This window comes from Gallionella capsiferriformans ES-2 (assembly GCF_000145255.1).
Taxonomy (GTDB): Bacteria; Pseudomonadota; Gammaproteobacteria; order Burkholderiales; family Gallionellaceae; genus Gallionella; species Gallionella capsiferriformans.
Map to the genome: position 1 here is coordinate 524,805 of NC_014394.1, position 19,355 is coordinate 544,159.

Consider the following 19,355-nt stretch of genomic DNA (forward strand, 5'->3'; position numbering starts at 1 on the left):
TGTTTTTTTTTGTTCGAATCTGTGTAATTAAATTAAACGGGGGCTGGCCAGTTTAATATTGAGCGTACGGCGTTACGAATTCAGGGCGCATTTTGACAGCACCTGTTTCAGGATTGAACATATATCGACCGTAGAAAAACAGGTTATTAGGTGCATAGTAAGCTGAACGATCCATCGTAAAACGCCCCCCCAGCGCGAAGTTAGGCGTTAACCTGTATTCTGTAGCGGCAAGCAAGCCATAACCGAAGCCGCCGCCTGTCCCCCCTTGATAGATTGCCTGGCTGTTGCCAGGCGGGAAATTAGGGCCTAGCGCAGCCTGTGCTTGCAAGGCAGCATCGGTGGGATAAAAGACCGCGGCATCTTCTCGGGTGCGTGAATACGATACGCTGGCTCTGACTTGGTAGGACAGCAAGTCTGCTCGACCACTGAGTTCAACGGGCAAACTGAAACTTAGGCTGCTTTGCGGGCTATAGTAGCCACCGTGCCCAAAGGTGTAAAAGGCCTGGTTTTTGGCAAAGCTCGTGTAACTGGCGCTCAGACCAATATTGAGAACCGAGTCATCGGTGGTGTAGATGTCTGTGTCGATCGCCGCACGCAAGTACAATCGGCTGTTATTCAGCACATTTTGTCCGCGCAGTAGCCCGTAGGATCCCATCCCCGACACGTTAAAGTCGCCCAGCGTTGTCGACATATACAGTGATAAGCCTGTATTGGTCACGCCGCCCCAAGTTATGCCTGAAATCGGGTCTTTCGCGCCTGCATAGGAGAGTAGCGATCCTGTGTAAGGTCTGCGTGACAGCGAGAGTGAATAACTCAAGCCCCCAAAATCGCCGCCGGTGCGTATACCGCCCACTACATTTCTGACCGGGAAGCCCTGGCCTACGAGGCCGATATCGGCTTTGACACCGGATTGCTCATAACCTAAGCCGATAGAGGTGCCCGATGCCGTTTGCGCGAGTGGTGCGGCAAGCGGTGTCTGAGTTATGTGAATTTTTCCGAATAAGGCGGCATCATTGAAAGTTGCCGGCAGAGAACCCGCATCGATGCTGACCTTATCGACCTGAACTGTGCCATGCGCTTCATATCCTATCGGGAAGCGTGCAAGCATGGGAACTTCGATTGAGTTGTAGGTCGAGGTGCCGTTGCCCGCCGTTTTGGACTGAATGTCGAGCCCCGCTTCAATTTTTGCGCTGCGCTGTGCCGCAATGCTGTTCATTGCTTCATCGACGGCGCTCAAGCCAGCCGTTTGCGGTTTTGCTTTGTTGGTATCTCCTGCTAGCGCTGAGCGGTAAATGCTGTCGCTCTCTTTGTTGCTGACCAGTGCGATGGGTTTGGTTGCACGTTTATCCTGTGATTTTGGCAGCAGGTTGAGCAAGGGGCCTTGTTCTGAGACTATAACGGTGTCATTTGTGGCTTGAGGCTGCAAAGATTGGGCTTTGGATTTCTGGTAATAACGCATCGCCTGATTATATTTACCGCTCGAGCGTGCGATATTCCCCGCCTGGAACAATACGTCGGTGTTGTTCGGGAAGCGGGTGGTTAAGTCGCGCACGGTTAGTCTGGCACCGTTGCTGTCCCCGACGCTTTGCTGCAAGCCGGCAATGCGCAGGCGCATGTCGATATCGTCGCTTTTCGTCATCGCCAGCAGTTCCTGTATTTCTCTTTGCGAGTTGCTGCTCTGCTTGTCCTGTGAGTAAGCATGGGCTAGCTCGTAGCGGATATTCATGTCATCTGGAGATTGCTCCTTTTCCTGATTAAGCATCGCGATGGCGTTTTCAGGCAATTGTGCTTTGGAAAAATAGCTGCGGTGAAATCTGAAATAGTCCGAAGTGCTCAGTTGATTAGCATTCATGATGGTGTCGGCGAACTGCTGAGCCTGCACGGTCTTGCCAGCTTTGATCAGTTTATCGTAATGTCGTCCGGCCATCGCAAACTCGATTTCCTGAATACTGGCACGATATTTTTTGCTGGTGTCATCGTTGCCCTCCGGAATGCGCAGCGTAGGCAGATACGCTTCAAGATCCTGATCCTGTTTTGCGCGATTGAGTAAGGAGGCGAAGCGTACCTGAGTCTGTAAGGGGGCAGGTTGCGGGAGCGCTCGCATGGCGGCCAATCCCAGTTTTTGCTGATCCAGCCTGAACCAGGCTTCCGCTACTTGTTCGGTCGCAGAATAATCACCCTGCGCCAGTGTCTGAGCGACCGACATGATGTGCATGGCTTCTTTGCGGTTGCCTTGCGCAATCTTTTCGTTGGCTTGCTGCGAGTAATATTTTATCAGCGCGCTATTTTTCGTTTCACGCAGATCCTGTGTGAGTTGATTTTCAGGAATCTGGTTGAGCGAGTCCAAGGCACCCTTGTAGTCGTCTAAGCTGAGCAGTACCAGCGCTTGCACTTGGTGCATGGCGGGATCGTCAGGTGATAAATTGACGCCTTCTTGTATGACGCCGCGTGCCAAGGGGATCAGATCCAGGCTGATATAGTGCTTGGCTAGCGAGAAGCGCACCCAGGGATTTTTCGGATCTACACTGACAGCTTGTTCAAAGGCTTTTACCGCGTAGCTGGGTTGGTGGGCCGCGATGTATAAATTACCTGCTTCGCGTAGCAGGCTGGCTTGACTGTAGGGGCTCTTGCGCCATTCATTGGGGTAGTCATTCAGGACCTGTTCAATAAAACTAAGCGCTTCTTCACTACGACCCATGCGTACGAGTAAATTTGCTAATCCCCTTGTTGCAAATGAATTGTATCCTTCAATTTTTAATGCTTCGCGGTACAATCGCTCGGCTTCAGGGAAGTTATTTTCTTCGGTTTTAATGTTGCCTCGAACGGCAAGGGTGTCGGGATCGCCCGGTTTGAGGGCGATGGCTTGCTCAATCGCAGCCTCCGCTTCAGGCAGTTTATTTTCATTCAGCAACGCTTTTGCATTGGTCATGTACTGTGAGAATCTTGCCGTTCCGATCAGACTCTCCCATCGGCCCGCTTCGCTTTCTTCACCCTGAGCCGCTGCTACGGCCTGTATAAAATATTTTTCAGATTCAATAAAATTGCCGCGTTTTTGATGTACTAGACCCAATCCGCCAATGACTTCAGGGTCATTGGGTCTGCGTTTGATAATATCCAGCAATGAGGTTTCGGCCTGATCGATGTTGCCATCTGCCAGTGCATCCAGTGCATCGGTGCGCGCGATGATATCAGGGTCGTTGGCGAGGCGGACAGCCGCCTCATCAGCATCTATTTTGTCTACTTTAGGTGAGAGTTCCGGTTCGGTTTGTTTTGATTTCTTGATTTGTTTAACTTGTTTGCTTTGAGCTTCTTTTGTCGTTGCAACCTTGAGCTTTGTGACGGGCTTGGCTGGTTTGATGAAGGAGGTGGTAGGCGCTTGCAGGGAGGGTGCGGGTTTGACAAAGGAGGCCGTTGGCGCTTTCAGGGTAGGTGCTACCTTGCCGTAGATCGCATCGTTCAGTTCTTGCGTGCGTTTGCCGCCCGGTGCTGTCTGCTTTAGTTTATGCAGGTATTTTGTGGCTTCATCAGATTTTCCGTCTTTAAGCTCGATGCGGCCCATCATGTATAGGGCTTCCTGAGAGTTCGGGTCTAGCAGTATCGCCTTTTTTAACATGGTTTTGGCGATGTCAGCGCGGTCCTTTTCTACCCATTTTTTTGCACCGCGCAACAATGTATCGGTAGACGATTCGGCGGCTAAGACAGGCTGAGAGATTAGTCCGGACAGGACAAGAAGCATAGAGAGCGCGTGTAAGTTTATTGGCATTTTGACTTCCATCTTGGGGCTAGGTTTCCTTTTGAATCAAACCGGTATAAGTCTTTTTGCCAGCCGAGCGCAAACAAGATTAATACTTGATCGTAATAACTATCTTTTGCAATGGGTTGCGCATCAATGCGCATGAGTTGTTGTTCTGCGGCCTTGTCATAGCCTTCGGCCATCAGAAATGGCACCATGGCGGCTGAAAATCCGCTTGATCCCTGACCATGGACATCTCCTGAATCTACATGGACAAATTCGGGTGGGACACCCATTTTTTCGACCAGTTTTGCCATCGGTTTTAAGGCGGCCATTATGTTTTTATACTCAGGGCTGTCTTTGTTCAGCATCCCGGCCCAAAGATAGACACGGATTGCGTCGTACGAACCCAGTCCCGCTCTCTCATTGCCCGTGTCGGGCTGAAATCCCTTGTTGTATTGGTAAATCGTCCAGTCGGGTGCGTAGCCTTTGATCGACGATTTTACGATCAACTCTTTCGATGAGCTCAGCAACGAGGCCCAGCGGGGATCGTTGCTGTGAGTGTTAAACCAGTGTATCAGTTGCAGAGGCGCGTAGCTTGGATTTAACCGTACGCTGGTGGTCGTCGGGGTGAATCCGACGGCGCCGGGCAATAAAACGGTACCCAGCCCTGGTATGTCGAGTGTCTCATTTTTGAGTATACGGTTGGCCAGCAGAGAAGAGAGCGCGACGTAGCGGCGGTTCTCCCATAGTCTGCCAGCTTCACCTAGTGTATAGGCTATCCACAGGTCGGAGTCGGAGGCAGAATTAGTATCCAGTACGCCGTAGCTGTCGTCTTCCTTTTTGCCCAGTATCCAGGAGGGTAAATGCGTGATGATGTCTTCTTTGGAAAGATTTTTTTCCGTCCAGTTCACAAGCTTCTCGAAAGTGGTTTTGTCATTAGCTACCAGCGAAAAAAACAGCGCATAGGATTGTCCTTCTGAGGTCGTGTGCGAATCTTTTGCGCTGCCGTCGACAACGCGACCATTTTCGTTGATCAGGTTTTTCTTGAAGGCATCCCATTCCGGCCATGATGTATCACACGTTGCCGCGTGTGCGTAAGAGGTCAGAGTGAAGATCAATAAGAATGCCGCAAACCGCAGTGCGCCGCAGAGATATATTGAACTATTTGACATTCAAAGTGCGCCTTGAGGTTGAAAGATATTGCAATATTAATTGCATCGTTTACGTTGCGAGATGTCGATATGCCCTATTTTTGGCTTTAAATTACTCATGCACGAATAGCATTGTACCGCCCCGATTACCAGGCAATATTACGCAACGTGCATAGAATTTGCAATCGAGCTGTATTTTGCTGCATTTTTTGCCTAATTTGGATGGAAATATTGGCAGGTGATGCGATGAAATTAAAAGTGAGTGGGCGACTTTAAAAAAATAGCGTACATTGAATTTGATCTATTCCCTGAAAATATCAGCGGTAACTTGTGCTGATCGGGTAAGCGTTTTAAGTTACCAAATTGTGTGCGTTATTGCTTTAACGTTTTCAGCATTTCAGGCGTTATGAGTGCGTTGGTGATGCTTTTGGACCAGCTTTCATAACCCCACTTGTCGAAATGCTCACCGTCGAAAGTTTTCCATTCGCCCATTTTGGCGAAGGACAGCGAGTCGATGTAGGTGCAAGGGGCGACGATCGTGGATAGATAGTCTGAAAACTCTCTGACGCGCGCATTGGTTTTTTTGTATTTGCCACCGTCTTCCCCCCAGGGAGGGCCTACCCAGACGCAGCGCATTCCCTGAGCTTTTATTTCATGGGTCAGGGCTGAAACAGTCTGCCAGACCCAGCTTTTTGGTATGGTATTGGAGTCATAACTGGCCATCGTATCGCCCATTATGAGCAGGATAAGGTTGGGTTGGTGCTTGGTAATTAAGTTGCTGATGGGCTGAGTGGTTGCTACATCGCTAGGGCGTTCTCTAATAGTGCCCACATCTACGCGGCTTGCGCTACAGGGGACGGACTTTGTTTTGAGCCAGTCGCCTGCTGATGCCCCGCATGCGCCATAGGAAAATACTTTTGCGCCTTTTTCGACGAGTTCGTTAGGAAGATTGGAAATAAGATAATTGCTGATGGACATATGGCTTTCGCCCAGCACAAGAATATTGAGTCCGCTGAGTGGGCGTTCCTCGGCAGCGCAGGTATTGGCGCTGAGCGCGATCAGTGCAACACTGATAATTAACTTTGACATGGAAATCTCCGCATAGATCTAAAAGGAAGTTTTGATTTACTCGTCATTGTCTTAGAAATTGGAGATCCTTCTTGATTGAAAGGCATTCCCCTATTTATCGAATAAATCATCACTCCTGACGGGTAAGAATACATTAAGCGTTCTCTGTGGCCACTATTTTGTCGGGTCAAACGATTGTCGGCATACAACTAACGAATCCATTGCAAATCCTTTGGCCTTGCCGGGGAAAATACGTACCTTAGTAACGTTCTGACCGCCTACTGTCAAAGGAAATTTAACAGCATGCGGCGCTCCATCGTTTGTTACCACTGCATTGAAGTGACGGCTTGCTCCATTTCCTACTGCTTCTAACTTGAGATTGCCTGAACCCGTGGTACTGACATTGGCAGCCAGATAGTCTAGCTTATCGAGTGAACGGTTCAGATTTATTTGCACAAAATCATTGGAAGTACTGTTCGTCAGCGCTGTACTGTTCCCCGCCGCATTACTGCTTTTTTCAAGCTTGGCTACCGTAGCTGAAGGTATGCAAGTGGTTTCTGTCTGCGCGCCTACACGCAACAACCACTCATCATTGTCGCTTTGATAGCGCGCTTCACGATACTGATAATCCGGTGGCGCAATCAGGTCGCGCTCAGGCATTTCCCATATGAGGAGCTTGGGTCTGTGCGTTTGAAAAGCTTCGTTGCGTAAATACAGTTCCATGCCATACCATGAACCATGAGGCGCCTCGACAGAGATGTCAAGAATGTTGCGTTGCAGCGTATATCGCAGTCCTGCCGGAAACTTGGTCCAGGCTCCGCTATAACTGCTTCCCATCAGGGTAATGTCGGGTTTGTTCACCTCACCTAATAAACTGCTTTCGCTTGAACTCTGCTTGGAAACTCTGAACTGACGATCATTCCGCAACGGGAAATTTTGCGATGCTTTCGGTAAATGCTTGACTAGATCGAAAGTGCTGGCGGCTACTTGGGGTGTTTCGCTCGCTTCCAGCCAGGTGAATTTATATTTCGTTGGCGGAATCGCATTGATTTTCTCTTTTAGGGAAGGGGTGTTTTCAATCGCTGCCGCAATGGTTTCTGCTGCGAGCAGCGCGCCGGTAGGAGACCAGTGTGTATCCAAAGGATAGTACAGGGGGAGGTCGCTGCTGTTCTTCGGTTTATGCCTCAAAAACGCACTATTCAAGTCGATCACATCGACTCCATCGGCTTTCAGTATCGACAGCGCGCGGTCATAATTAGTGATGGTATCATTCGACAGAGTCATGCCTGTCGGCAAATGCTCCGGGTAGATTCTAACCTTCAACGGGACCATGGCGATGGTCAGTGTGACCCCCTTGCGCTTCAGAACACGATTGAATTTGCCAATGATTTCTAGCGAAGTCGCAATCCCGGGCTTTTCGACGGCAGCTTTGGTCATCTCATGGCTAAAATACAGCCATCCATCGCGACCAACGAGGACCATCTGCTCGGGGGCTTCAGCAGCGCTAGCACACGGAACATTATAAGTGATCAGCATCGCCATTGAATACAAGAAACACTTGCTTAAATTGCTCCCAATTAAATGCTTGATCATAAATTCCTCACTGGGTTGTGTAACGTTCTGTTTTGTTCTGACCGATGTAAATCAAAGGGTCGCCACCTTCTCCGGGTAGCAGCAGGATGCTATAGGTGGCACCCGCCATCATTGAGACTGGGATTTTCGCACGCGCAACCTTATTGCCCGTCTTCGTCAGGATAAGGTTAACGGAAACTGGGTTCACCGATAACATCATGTTTTTTCCAGCGGCAATGCCGGAAAACACGGCTGTCTTTCCGTCCGCCGTGAGGATGTCGAATGTGCCATTCTTGCTGTCCAGATTGTAAACAGACAGCATGGCCTTCAGGTGGTTTTCATTGAGTTTGTCGTTAAATACCAACGGTTTTACGTTGGTTCTTAAAGCCTCGTAGGCGATCGTCATAGATTGCCCTCCTTCAATGTTTAATGGTGAGGTCGCGAGTATCTGTGACTTGCCCGCGGCGCGAATCGTCAATTCATGTTTCCCGGGTGGCAATATAATATAGGTGCTTGGCGTGCCGGAATGCAAATTTGCCATCCGCATGCGCCCGTCAATGTGCACGTCGACTGCTCGGTGAGCGCTGGTGTGGATAATCCGCACATAGGTTGAATCAGCTGGTGGCTCAAGATCGTAGAGCAAGGCCTCATTTGCGTTAACTTTTCCGAACAGGCAGCAGCACATCACAATTGCCAGCAGCGGGGAGCAATTCCGTTTTATATAGTCAATAAAAAGCATAAGCGTATACAGACAAAGGAGGGTGGTGCAATCAAAGATTGACGCCGGACGAAACCTAGTGCCACAATATACAGCGTTTGCATTTGATCGTGCAAGCTCAACCCGTGACGCTGTGTCGCACATTACTGATCACAGATTCGAAATTTACACTGTCTTTCGATTTTTGAGATACTGACTGATTCGACGTTGTTGTTCCTGCTCAGCTGAAAACCCTATTAAATAAGTAGGTTGGATATACGAATGTGCTGGCAGATGAATAAATCGGTGTTTCCTTGGAATTCGCAACGATCCGATTATCCCCCACGCAACCCGTGACCCAAGTCAAAAATTATTACTGGCGCATTGCCGGTTTCTACTTCTTTTATTACGCCTTCATCGGGATGTTCGCACCCTATTGGAGTTTGTATCTGCAATCCATCCGTTTTAGTGCGGTTGAAATCGGTATTTTAATGTCGGTGCAGCCGGTGATGCGGATGCTCGCGCCCAGTTTATGGGGGTGGCTGGCCGATCATACGGGCAAGCGATTACTGGTGGTGCAAGTCGCCGCCAGTCTGAGCGCGATATTTTATCTCGGCGTATTTGTGACAACCAGTTTCTGGGGGATGCTGCTGGTGCTGGCCTTGATGAGCTTCTTTTGGAGCGCCTCGATGCCGCTGGTCGAGGCCACCACCTTAAGCTATCTGGGGAAACAGACTGCTCGCTATGGACGGTTGCGCTCCTGGGGGTCGGTTGGATTTATCGGCTCGGTGGTGGGATTGGGCTACGCATTTGATTACATCGCGATCTCATGGTTGTTGTGGGCAGGGTTAATCTGTGAATTAGGTATTTTGTTGTTTTCCCGGCAGTTGCCCGAAACGCAGGTTGTGCCTCACCACACCGATCAGCAGCCCATTCTAAAGATTTTCTTGCGACCGTCCGTGATGCTGCTGTTTGGCGCCTGTTTTTTAATGTCGGCCGCACACGGCCCTTATTACACGTTTTTTTCAATCTATCTGGTCGAGCATGGTTACGCGAAAAGTGCGGTAGGCGGTCTGTGGGCGCTCGGCGTCATCTGTGAAATCGGCGTTTTTATCTTGATGCCGCGCTTAGCGCACCGATACGGGTTTATGCGCATTTTGATTGCCAGCTTCGCACTGGCGGTCGTTCGCTTCATGATGATAGGGTGGTGCGTCGATTTCTTGCTGCTGTTGCTCATCGCTCAGGTGCTGCATGCGGCAACGTTCGGTGCTTATCATGCCGCGTCGGTGGGTTTAATCCATGAGCTGTTTCAGGGCAAGCATCAATCGCGCGGGCAGGCGATGTTTGGCAGCTTAACTTACGGGGCAGGGGGGATGCTGGGCGGCTTGATCAGCGGGCCGGTATGGCAATATTATGGCGCGAATATGTTGTACACCTGTAGTGCTTTGATGGCTTTGCTAGGGCTGATTCTGGTCGGATGGAGTTCATCCGGACGTTTTTTGCAGGCTGCTCATTAGCTAAAGGGGCGGTTTCATGTATCCTTCGGCTAAGATGCCTAAGACATGCTGACTTTAAATAACCGCATAACCTGCTTCGTGCCGAGGTATTTTAATTGAATCGCGCAACTCCCAAGCCCAACGTCTCAAATAATAATGACGCCTCTCGAGGTGTCGGTCATGAGTTGCCCTATTGGTCAGGTTATCTGGACAGGTTGGGCGAGCAGGTTAAAAAAACGGCTAGCACGAATATTTGGAGCGGTGAGTCTGTTCGTGTGCCAGCCACCGAGGCGTCAGAATTAAAACCGGCACCTCAGCATCGCATCCGCAATCCGCGCGGCGACCGGCGCATGAGCGCTGAGCAACGCCGCGCGCTCATGCAGACTGACGTGCCCGCTGTATCATTGCCCGCGTGGTCAGCCTATCTGGCCAAGCTCGGGCAACAGCTCAAGCCGGGGGTGGCGAAGGCTGCTAAAGCGCGGGGTACTGTGCCAACCTATGGGATCAAACGACCGATCGGTGACAGGCGCACCGGCCCCCGCCAGCGTCGTAGTCAGTCATCGTCTGAGTCGATTGCGAATACGCGATTAGACAAGGGGCGTTGGCGATATTTCGTGCCTCGCTTGCTAGGGCGGCTGGTCGTTAACTTGCGCCGTGTGGCAGATCCGCTGGAAAAAATCGCTTATGCACATATTTCATTGGGGCTCTGGGGGTATTACTTCGCGGCCAAGCTAGCGCTGTTCGGTCTTGGTACGATTACTTTTCATCCGATGGAAAACCTGCTGTTTGCGGCGTTGCTGCTGTTGCCGGTTTCGTCTCGCCTTTTATACCGGCTCAGAGCCATATTCGCAACGCTGCTGGCGTTGGCGCTGCTCTACTATGATTCATGGTTGCCCGATATCAGGCGTTTGATCACGCAAGCATCGCAACTCTCTGACTTTAGCTGGGCTTATGTGGTGGAATTGTCCGGGCGTTTTTTCAGCTGGCAGACCACGGGTTTGTTGTTAGCCCTATCGATAGCTTATTGGATCGTCTCGCGCCGCATCAGGGTGGGGGTGTTTATTGTGCTGGGTATGCTGATGTTATGGGGGTGGCAGAATGCGGCACGGCTCAGTGCTGATAAGGCTATTTTAAACGTGGATCTTGATATGAACAAAGTGCTGCAAGATTTCTTTCTCAAAGAAGCGCAGCGTTCGATTCTATTTGTCACGCCACAAACAGATGCAGTGCCATTCGATGTGATTTTTATTCATGTCTGTTCGCTGTCCTGGGACGATGTGCGCGCTGTCGGGCTTGAAGATCACCCGCTATGGCAGCGTTTCGATATTTTGATGAAGAAGTTTAATTCAGCGGCATCTTATAGCGGGCCTGCGGCCATTCATTTCATGCGAGCCAAGTGCGGTCAGACAGAGCATGGGGTCATGTATACGACGGTGGCCGATAAATGCTATTTGATGAACAGTCTGCAATTGAGTGGTTTTGAACCTAATCTGGTGCTCAATCACGATGGAAAATTTGATGATTTTCTGGGGCAGTTGAAAAAACACGGTCGTCTAAACGCACCTCCGATGTCGCTAGAGGGGCTTGAGGTTGCTCAGCACGCCTTTGATAGGTCTCCTGTCTATGACGACTTTTCTGTGCTGGATCGCTGGCTGCAAACGAGACAGACATCCGCCAGTTCCCGTGTTGCAATGTATTACAACACGGTCAGTATGCATGATGGCAATCACGTATCGGGCGCTGATGCCTCATCGGATACGCTGGTTAACTATAAAAACCGTTTGAACAAATTTCTGGATGAAACCGACCGTTTTCTGCAGAAGCTGGAAACGTCGGGGCGGCGTGCGGTGGTGGTGATGGTGCCCGAACACGGAGCGGCTATACGCGGTGATAAGCGACAGATAGCCGGTTTGCGTGAAATTCCAACGCCATCAATCTCGCTCGTGCCGGTAGGTATCAAGATGGTCGGTGGCGGCGTGCAGCGCGAAGGCGATGCGCTAACGATTGATCAGCCAACCAGCTATCTGGCTATTTCGCATATCATTGAACGCACACTGGAGCAGTCGCCATTTGCGAATGGCCGTTTTAGATCTGCCGACTATGTGCAAAATTACCCCCATACCCGGTTTGTTTCACAAAATGAAACGGTCACGGTTGCCGAATCGCAAGGTCAGTATTATTTGAGCCGCGGTGCGAGCCAGTGGGATGCTTACACGGAATTTAATACCCTTGAGTCCGGGCGCTAGCACGGTGAAAGTAAGTGCGTTTAGTTTGCGGGATTAAAGGGCGTAAAAGTCAGTGCTGCTGATGGACGCTGGGTCTAGTCATGCGATCGAGCGCGGTTGATTTTGATCTGCTGTATCGATGTGAAAAGTGCCGTTGCCGGTCTGTTTTTGCGTTGTCGATAAGCGCATAAGCTGTCAAATAGCCTGTGTTGTGTCATAATCGCGCGCTCTATAAAACCGTGTATCAGTCAGGCGAAATAAAATGAGCGCAGAAACCCTTTACGACAAACTCTGGAATTCTCACGTAGTTCGGCAGGATGCGGACGGTACGGCGTTGATCTACGTCGACCGCCAACTGGTTCATGAAGTGACCAGCCCGCAGGCTTTTGAGGGGCTGAGGCTGGCAAAACGTCGCCCGTGGCGTATTGCGTCACTGCTCGCGGTGCCTGATCACAATGTGCCGACCACTAACCGCGCTGCCGGCATCACAGACCCTGTGTCGCGTATTCAAGTCGAAACACTGGACGCAAATTGCGCCGAGTTCGGCATCACTGAATTTAAGATGGGCGACATTCGTCAGGGCGTCGTCCACGTGATGGGGCCTGAGCAAGGCGCAACCCTGCCGGGTATGACGGTCGTTTGCGGTGATTCTCATACCAGTACTCACGGTGCTTTTGGCGCGCTGGCGCACGGCATCGGCACATCCGAAGTCGAACACGTGATGGCGACTCAGTGTCTGGTGGCTAAAAAATCAAAATCCATGGAAGTGCGCGTTGAAGGCGTGTTGGGCCATGGCGTGACGGCTAAGGATATTGCGCTGGCGGTAATCGGCTTGATCGGTACGGCGGGCGGCACAGGTTTTGCGATTGAATTTACCGGCAGCACGGTGCGCAGCCTGAGCATGGAAGGCCGTATGACTTTGTGCAATATGGCGATCGAAGCGGGTGCACGCGCCGGCATGATTGCTGCGGATGACACGACTTTCGCGTATCTCAAGGGGCGTCCCTTTGCGCCGCAAGGTGCAATGTGGGAGCAGGCGGTTGCCAGTTGGCGCAATCTGCACAGCGATGAGGGCGCGGTATTCGATGCAACGTTCTTGCTTGATGCGGCACAAATCAAACCGCAAGTGACCTGGGGCACCTCGCCTGAAATGGTGGTTTCCATCGATGGTTGTGTGCCTGATCCTGCGCAGATGAGTCAGGACAAGCGTGAAGGCGCGGAGCGCGCGCTGGTTTACATGGGCTTAAAGGCCAACACGCCGATCACTGAAATCAAGATCGATAAAGTGTTCATCGGTTCTTGTACCAACGGACGCATTGAAGACATGCGTGCGGCCGCCGCTGTGGCCCGCGGTAAAAAAGTTGCCGCGAATGTCATGCTGGCAATGGTTGTTCCCGGTTCCGGTCTGGTTAAATTGCAGGCCGAGCAGGAAGGGCTGGACAAGATTTTTATCGAGGCCGGTTTCGAGTGGCGCGATCCGGGCTGTTCGATGTGCTTGGCGATGAATGATGACAAACTGGCCGCAGGTGAGCGTTGCGCCTCGACGTCCAATCGTAATTTTGAAGGCCGGCAAGGTCAGGGCGGCCGCACTCATCTGGTCAGCCCCGAGATGGCCGCGGCAGCAGCAATCGCCGGACATTTTATCGACGTCAGCAAAATTTAAAGGAGCGGTGATGAAAACGATTGCATTGTTGTTGGCCGTGTTTGTTTTGGTGGGGTGTAATACCGTAGAAGGTATCGGCAAAGACCTCAAAAGAGGCGGCGAGAAAATTGAAAAGGCAGCAAAATAAATGGAAAAGTTTACACAACTCAACGGGCTGGTCGTGCCGCTGGATCGCGCTAACGTCGATACCGATGCGATTATCCCTAAGCAGTTTTTGAAATCCATCAAGCGTTCCGGTTTCGGCCCGAATGCGTTCGACGAATGGCGTTATCTGGACCACGGCGAGCCGGGCATGGATAATTCAACACGTCCGCTTAACACGGAATTTGTCCTCAACCAGCCGCGTTATCAGGGCGCGCAAGTTTTGCTGACCCGCGAGAATTTTGGTTGTGGTTCCTCCCGCGAACATGCACCCTGGGCGCTGGAAGATTATGGTTTCAGGGTGATTATTGCACCGAGCTTTGCTGATATCTTTTTCAACAATTGCTTCAAGAACGGCCTGCTGCCGATCAAACTTGATGCCAATACGGTTGATGCCTTGTTTAAGGCCGAAGCGGCCACGGCGAACTTTAAGCTTGCGATCGATCTTGAGGCGCAAACCATTACGTTGCCCGATGGCACGGTGTATCCGTTCATCGTTGATGCATTCCGCAAACATTGTCTGCTCAATGGACTTGACGACATTGGCCTGACGTTGCAGCACATGGATGAGATTTCCGCGTTTGAAGCGAAACACCGCGCGGCACAGCCCTGGTTGTGAAATAGCAAGTGGGGGTAGGAAGTGGGATTGTGGTTTTGACTTGCCACTCGCCACTGAGGCACACAGTGCCGTCCCACTCCCCACTCCCCGCTTCCTGTTTTTAAGAATTGATTAGGATATAAAATGAAAATAGCAGTTTTGCCGGGTGACGGCATAGGACCTGAGATCGTAGCGCAAGCCGCTAAAGTGTTGGATGCATTGAAGAGCGATGGGTTGCACATCGAAACCGAATACGCGCATCTGGGCGGCGCAGGGTACGATGCGGCGGGTGATCCGTTTCCTGCGGCGACCGAGAATCTGGTCAAGGCATCCGACGCGGTGTTACTGGGTGCGGTAGGTGGCTATCAGTACGACGCCTTGCCTCGTGCTATGCGCCCTGAGCAGGGCTTGCTTAGAATTCGCAAATCATTGAATCTGTTTGCTAATCTTCGTCCTGCGATGGTTTATCCTGAACTTGTGAATGCGTCCAGTCTGAAGCCAGAGCTGGTATCGGGTTTGGATATCCTGATTTTGCGCGAGCTGACGGGCGATATTTACTTTGGTCAGCCGCGCGGCATTCGTACGCTGGAAAGCGGCGAGCGTCAGGGCTTTGACACCATGCATTACTCCGAATCCGAAATTCGCCGCGTGGCGCATGTCGGCTTTAAGAGCGCAATGAAGCGCAGTTACAAACTGTGTTCGGTAGACAAGGCCAATGTGCTGGATACCAGTATGTTTTGGCGCGAGATCGTTACCGATGTGGCGCGTGACTATCCTGAAGTGGTGTTATCGCACATGTATGTCGACAATGCGGCGATGCAACTGGTGCGTGCGCCCAAACAGTTCGACGTGATTCTGACCGGCAATATTTTCGGCGACATTCTGTCCGACGAGGCATCTATGTTGACGGGCTCCATCGGCATGTTGCCGTCCGCATCGCTGGATGAAAACAACAAGGGGTTGTATGAGCCGTGTCATGGCTCTGCCCCCGACATTGCGGGGCAGGATATCGCTAATCCGCTGGCGACCATTTTGTCGGTTGCTATGATGATGCGCTATACGTTTGCACGTGAAGATGTCGCGCAGCGCATCGAAGGCGCTGTACGCAGCGTATTGCAGCAAGGCTTGCGCACCGGCGACATCTTCGAAGCGGGTATGCAGAAAGTCGGCTGCACGGCGATGGGTGATGCGGTGGTAGCGGCGTTGTAGCACGCGGTTTTAGTTGCTGGCTTTACACAATTTGATTTTAAGGAATGAGAAACATGAGCAAGCAATACGACGTATGTATTTTGGGTGCGACCGGCGCGGTAGGCGAAGCAATGCTGGCGATACTGGAAGAGCGCAAGTTCCCGGTGCGCAATTTGTACCTGTTGGCATCCAGCCGATCCGCAGGCACCGAAATTTCCTTTCGCGGCGAAGAATTGACTGTACTGGATGTCGAGGGCTTTGATTTCTCGCTTGCGCAAATCGGCTTGTTTTCCGCCGGTGGTAGTGTCTCTGAAAAATATGCACCGATCGCGGCAGCTGCCGGGTGTGTCGTCATCGACAATACGGCGCATTTTCGCTATGACCGCGATATTCCATTGGTGGTGCCTGAAGTCAATCCGCACGCCATCGCGCAATACACCAATCGCGGCATCATCGCCAATCCGAATTGCTCGACCATTCAGATGCTGGTGGCATTGAAACCCATCAAGGATGCGGTAGGAATTTCTCGCATCAACGTGGCAACCTATCAGGCCGTGTCCGGTACCGGTAAGGAAGCGATTGAGGAGTTGGCGAATCAGACGCGCGCGCTGTTCAGTTCGCAAGACGTTGAAGTGGAAGTTTATCCTAAGCGCATCGCTTTCAATGTGTTGCCGCAGATTGATGTGTTCATGGAAAACGGCTACACCAAGGAAGAAATGAAGATGGTCTGGGAAACCCAGAAGATCATGGAAGACGATACCATCATGGTCAATCCGACGGCGGTGCGCGTGCCGGTTTTCTACGGACATTCCGAAGCGCTGCACATTGAAACCAAAAAGAAGATCACGGCATCTGAGGCACGCGCTTTGCTCGAAAAAGCGCCGGGCGTCGTTGTGATGGATGAGCATGTACCAGGCGGCTGGCCGACAGCGGTTGATGCCGCGGGTACGGATGCGACCTATGTCGGGCGTATCCGCGAGGATTTATCGCATCCGATGGGCTTGGATATGTGGGTGGTGAGCGATAATGTGCGTAAGGGCGCTGCACTCAACAGTGTGCAAATCGCTGAAATTCTTATCGCCGACTATTTAAAATAGTCGCCGTGTATCTGAATTAGTTGCCGAATATCTGGATTTGACTTTTGTCAGTGGGCAAGATCTTGTTATGATCACCCAATTAGCTGCTCAATAAACAAGCGAGGCAATGCCGTGCAAAAAACACCGCTAAAACGACCCGACTCACCTCTTGCTGTCTCATCGGGAGGTGAGGTGAAGTGTACAAATATGCCTCGCAAGTTGATGGTGCAACTGCTCGGAATGACAGCCGGATTGTCCCTTAGCGTATTGAGTTATGCGGTAGGGTTGGGTGGCATTAATGTGGTGTCTGCCTTGGGGCAGCCGCTGAAAGCGGAAATCGAGCTGGTCGCTGTGAGCGGCGCCGATAAGCCGAGTCTGGTGGCGCGACTGGCTTCCCCCGATGCCTATAAGGGAGCGGGTCTCGAGTATCCATTCGGGGTGAAATACAGTTTTGAAGTGGGGAGTCGGGCCAATGGCGATCCCTACCTTAAGCTAAACAGCAATCGCGAAATCAACGATCCCTTTGTCAGTTTGCTGGTCGAGCTGTCATGGTCATCCGGCAGGTTGATGCGCGAATATACCTTCTTGCTTGATCCGCCAGGCTATGTCGTTGCACAACCTAAAGCAGCTGCGGTAGAGCCGCTGCCAGCGGCTGTCGTTGAGTCGACGCCGCTAGAAGCGGCACCTGTAAAACCGGAAGAAGCCGTTCCGGTTGCCGTGCCAGTGGAGAAAACAGTTAGCCGGCCGGCGGTCAGGGCTTCCCGCTCATCATCCGATGAAATTACGGTTAAGTCCGGTGATACGCTTAACAAAATTGCCTCTGAAGTCAAGCCAGCCGATATCAGCCTTGAGCGGATGTTAGTGGCCTTGTACCGTGCGAATGCAGACCAGTTCGATGGCAAAAATATGAACCGGATTAAAACCGGAAAAATATTACGTATGCCGGATCGCGATGAAGTCGCTCATCTTGTGCAGTCTGAGGCGGTCAGGGAAATTCATGCGCAGTCGGCTGATTGGAACAGCTATCGCCAGAAACTTGCGGGCGCAGCGTTAACAACGCCTCGTTCGGAGAGCAATAAGCAAGTTGCCACCGGAAAAATTTCTGCGCCTGCGCTGGATAAAACACCGTTAGCGACGGAATCCGCCAAAGAAGTATTGCGTTTATCTAAAGGCGAAATGCCGGGGAATAAGCGCGCAGAGGCAGCGCGTGCTGCACAGGATAAACGCAATGCGGCCGCTGAAGAAGCAATTGCGAAAGCACAGGCTGACAAAGAGGAACAAGCCCGTGCCGCATTGCTGGAAGCGAATATGAAAGATATGCAGCGACTCGCCCAGCTCAAAGCGGAAGCGGCGGCGTTGATTGCCGGTGCCGCCTCTCAAGCTGCCGCGAGCGAAGTGGCTGAAGTTGCACCGGAAAGTGCCGTCGCCGCCGTCAGTGAAGTCGCCGCAGCGAGCGCAGTTGCCAGTGAAGTTGTGGCCGCGAGTGCTCCGGTTGAAGTTGAAGGCCCCTCATTGATGGATAGGCTGCAGGAAAATGCCACCTTGCTAGGTTTGGGGGCGGCTGCATTGCTGGCTTTGGCAGGTGGGATTGCGATTAAGCGCCGCAAGCAGCAGAGTGGAAAAGCAGGCAAGCCTGCAGAAGATAATGCGGGTGCGTCAACCGGGCTGCTGACGGTGCCAGTTATGCCGTCCCCAGACACGGGCGATTTTACAACGACGGGTGCTGATGAGATTGTGCCTTCCTCGGATGAGGTGGATCCGATCAGCGAAGCTGATTTGTTCCTCAACTTTGGACGGGACGAGCAGGCGGAAGAAGTCTTGAAAGACGCGCTGCAGCATTCACCCGATAATCATGAGATTCACTTGAAGCTCTTGGGGATTTACGCTAAGCATCAAAATGCGGCGGCGTTTGCCGAAATATCCGGGTTGCTGGAAAAAACGGGTGATCGGGATGCCATCGAGCAGGCAGGGATACTTGCGATGCAGCTCGCTGATGCGCCTATTGAGGATGTCGGTACGGCCACGCAATTGATGGATGCGTTTGAAGTTGAAGCGCGTGATATGGAGCCTGTTGAGGAACCGGTCGTGGCGATATCCGATTTGGTAGAGTCAGAACTGGAATCTGAACTAGCACCAGAAGCTGAACCAGAAGCTGAGCAGCCTATCTCAGCCGAGACGCTGGACTTTGATGTGACTTCAACACACCCGGTGCCAACCCCTGAAGTCGATTTTGATGTGACTTCGACGAGCGCCGCGATACCGGATGTGCTGGATTTTGACATTGCAACAAATTCGTCGGTGTCTGAAGTGCCGGAAGAAGAGTCACTGCCTAGCCTAGATGATCTTATCTTTGATGTAACGTCATCAAATTCGGTCAGTGCTGAAGCGGTGGCATCTATTGCTTCCGCGCCGGAAGACGATGGCATGGAATTTACCCTTGATTTTCCGCTCGACGATGTTAAGGATATGGCTACGCCTTCTGCACCGGCGATTAATTTGTCTGATATCAGTCTGGATATGGACGATGTTGCTGTGCCAGTCGTTGAAGTCAGCGAAGCACCGAAGAGCGAGCAATGGCATGAAGTCGCAACCAAACTGGATTTGGCCCGGGCCTATCAGGAAATGGGCGACGAGGTGGGTTCACGGGAAATTCTCGACGAAGTCATGCGCGAAGGCGATACCGCACAGCAGCATGAGGCGGAACTGCTGATCAAGCAGTTAGGTTAATCTTGTTGTTTAAATCG

13 protein-coding genes are annotated in these 19,355 nt (G+C 51.6%); 8 read left to right on the forward strand and 5 right to left on the reverse strand.

Annotation, left to right across the window (positions count from 1 at the left end):
- Nucleotides 1–52: 52 nt before the first annotated feature.
- The 5 genes from GALF_RS02450 to GALF_RS02470 all read right to left on the reverse strand — a co-directional run bounded on the left by GALF_RS02450 (nt 53) and on the right by GALF_RS02470 (nt 8,266).
- On the reverse strand, nt 53–3,763 hold the full coding sequence (locus GALF_RS02450) for a cellulose biosynthesis protein BcsC (protein WP_013292470.1): 3,711 nt from the start codon (nt 3,761–3,763) through the stop codon (nt 53–55).
- On the reverse strand, nt 3,754–4,908 hold the full coding sequence (bcsZ, locus tag GALF_RS02455) for a cellulose synthase complex periplasmic endoglucanase BcsZ (protein WP_013292471.1): 1,155 nt from the start codon (nt 4,906–4,908) through the stop codon (nt 3,754–3,756). Before bcsZ ends, GALF_RS02450 begins: the two co-directional genes overlap by 10 nt.
- Before the next feature lie 351 nt (nt 4,909–5,259).
- Entirely contained in the window at nt 5,260–5,976 is a 717-nt protein-coding gene (locus tag GALF_RS02460) for an SGNH/GDSL hydrolase family protein (protein ID WP_013292472.1), read from the reverse strand.
- 153 nt (nt 5,977–6,129) lie between these two features.
- Complete coding sequence (locus tag GALF_RS02465; protein ID WP_013292473.1) at nt 6,130–7,548, reverse strand: alginate O-acetyltransferase AlgX-related protein; 1,419 nt, start codon at nt 7,546–7,548, stop codon at nt 6,130–6,132.
- A 7-nt stretch (nt 7,549–7,555) separates the two neighbouring features.
- Complete coding sequence (locus GALF_RS02470; protein WP_190274092.1) at nt 7,556–8,266, reverse strand: alginate O-acetyltransferase AlgF; 711 nt, start codon at nt 8,264–8,266, stop codon at nt 7,556–7,558.
- Nucleotides 8,267–8,577: 311 nt separating this feature from the next.
- Between GALF_RS02470 and GALF_RS02475 the strand changes: the two genes are divergently transcribed.
- The 8 genes from GALF_RS02475 (at nt 8,578) to GALF_RS02510 (ending at nt 19,338) form a co-directional block, all read left to right on the forward strand.
- On the forward strand, nt 8,578–9,741 hold the full coding sequence (locus GALF_RS02475; RefSeq protein ID WP_013292475.1) for an MFS transporter: 1,164 nt from the start codon (nt 8,578–8,580) through the stop codon (nt 9,739–9,741).
- Between the two features lie 95 nt (nt 9,742–9,836).
- The gene (bcsG, locus tag GALF_RS02480) at nt 9,837–11,966 is read left to right on the forward strand and encodes a cellulose biosynthesis protein BcsG (protein ID WP_013292476.1); all 2,130 of its coding nucleotides are present in this window, start codon (nt 9,837–9,839) and stop codon (nt 11,964–11,966) included.
- Between the two features lie 241 nt (nt 11,967–12,207).
- Nucleotides 12,208–13,608: a 3-isopropylmalate dehydratase large subunit gene (gene leuC / locus GALF_RS02485; protein ID WP_013292477.1), complete on the forward strand. Its 1,401-nt coding sequence runs from the start codon at nt 12,208–12,210 to the stop codon at nt 13,606–13,608.
- A 10-nt stretch (nt 13,609–13,618) separates the two neighbouring features.
- A complete protein-coding gene (locus tag GALF_RS02490) occupies nt 13,619–13,735 on the forward strand; it encodes an entericidin A/B family lipoprotein (RefSeq protein ID WP_013292478.1) in 117 nt (38 codons plus the stop codon).
- The gene (leuD, locus tag GALF_RS02495; protein ID WP_013292479.1) at nt 13,736–14,368 is read left to right on the forward strand and encodes a 3-isopropylmalate dehydratase small subunit; all 633 of its coding nucleotides are present in this window, start codon (nt 13,736–13,738) and stop codon (nt 14,366–14,368) included.
- Between the two features lie 123 nt (nt 14,369–14,491).
- Nucleotides 14,492–15,556, forward strand: coding sequence for a 3-isopropylmalate dehydrogenase (leuB, locus tag GALF_RS02500; protein WP_013292480.1), 1,065 nt, complete (start codon nt 14,492–14,494; stop codon nt 15,554–15,556).
- 53 nt (nt 15,557–15,609) lie between these two features.
- Nucleotides 15,610–16,632, forward strand: coding sequence for an aspartate-semialdehyde dehydrogenase (locus tag GALF_RS02505; RefSeq protein ID WP_013292481.1), 1,023 nt, complete (start codon nt 15,610–15,612; stop codon nt 16,630–16,632).
- A gap of 186 nt (nt 16,633–16,818) precedes the next feature.
- Nucleotides 16,819–19,338 carry a FimV/HubP family polar landmark protein gene (locus GALF_RS02510; RefSeq protein WP_041937941.1) on the forward strand — a complete coding sequence of 840 codons (2,520 nt, stop codon included), beginning with the start codon at nt 16,819–16,821 and terminating at the stop codon, nt 19,336–19,338.
- Nucleotides 19,339–19,355 lie beyond the last annotated feature (17 nt).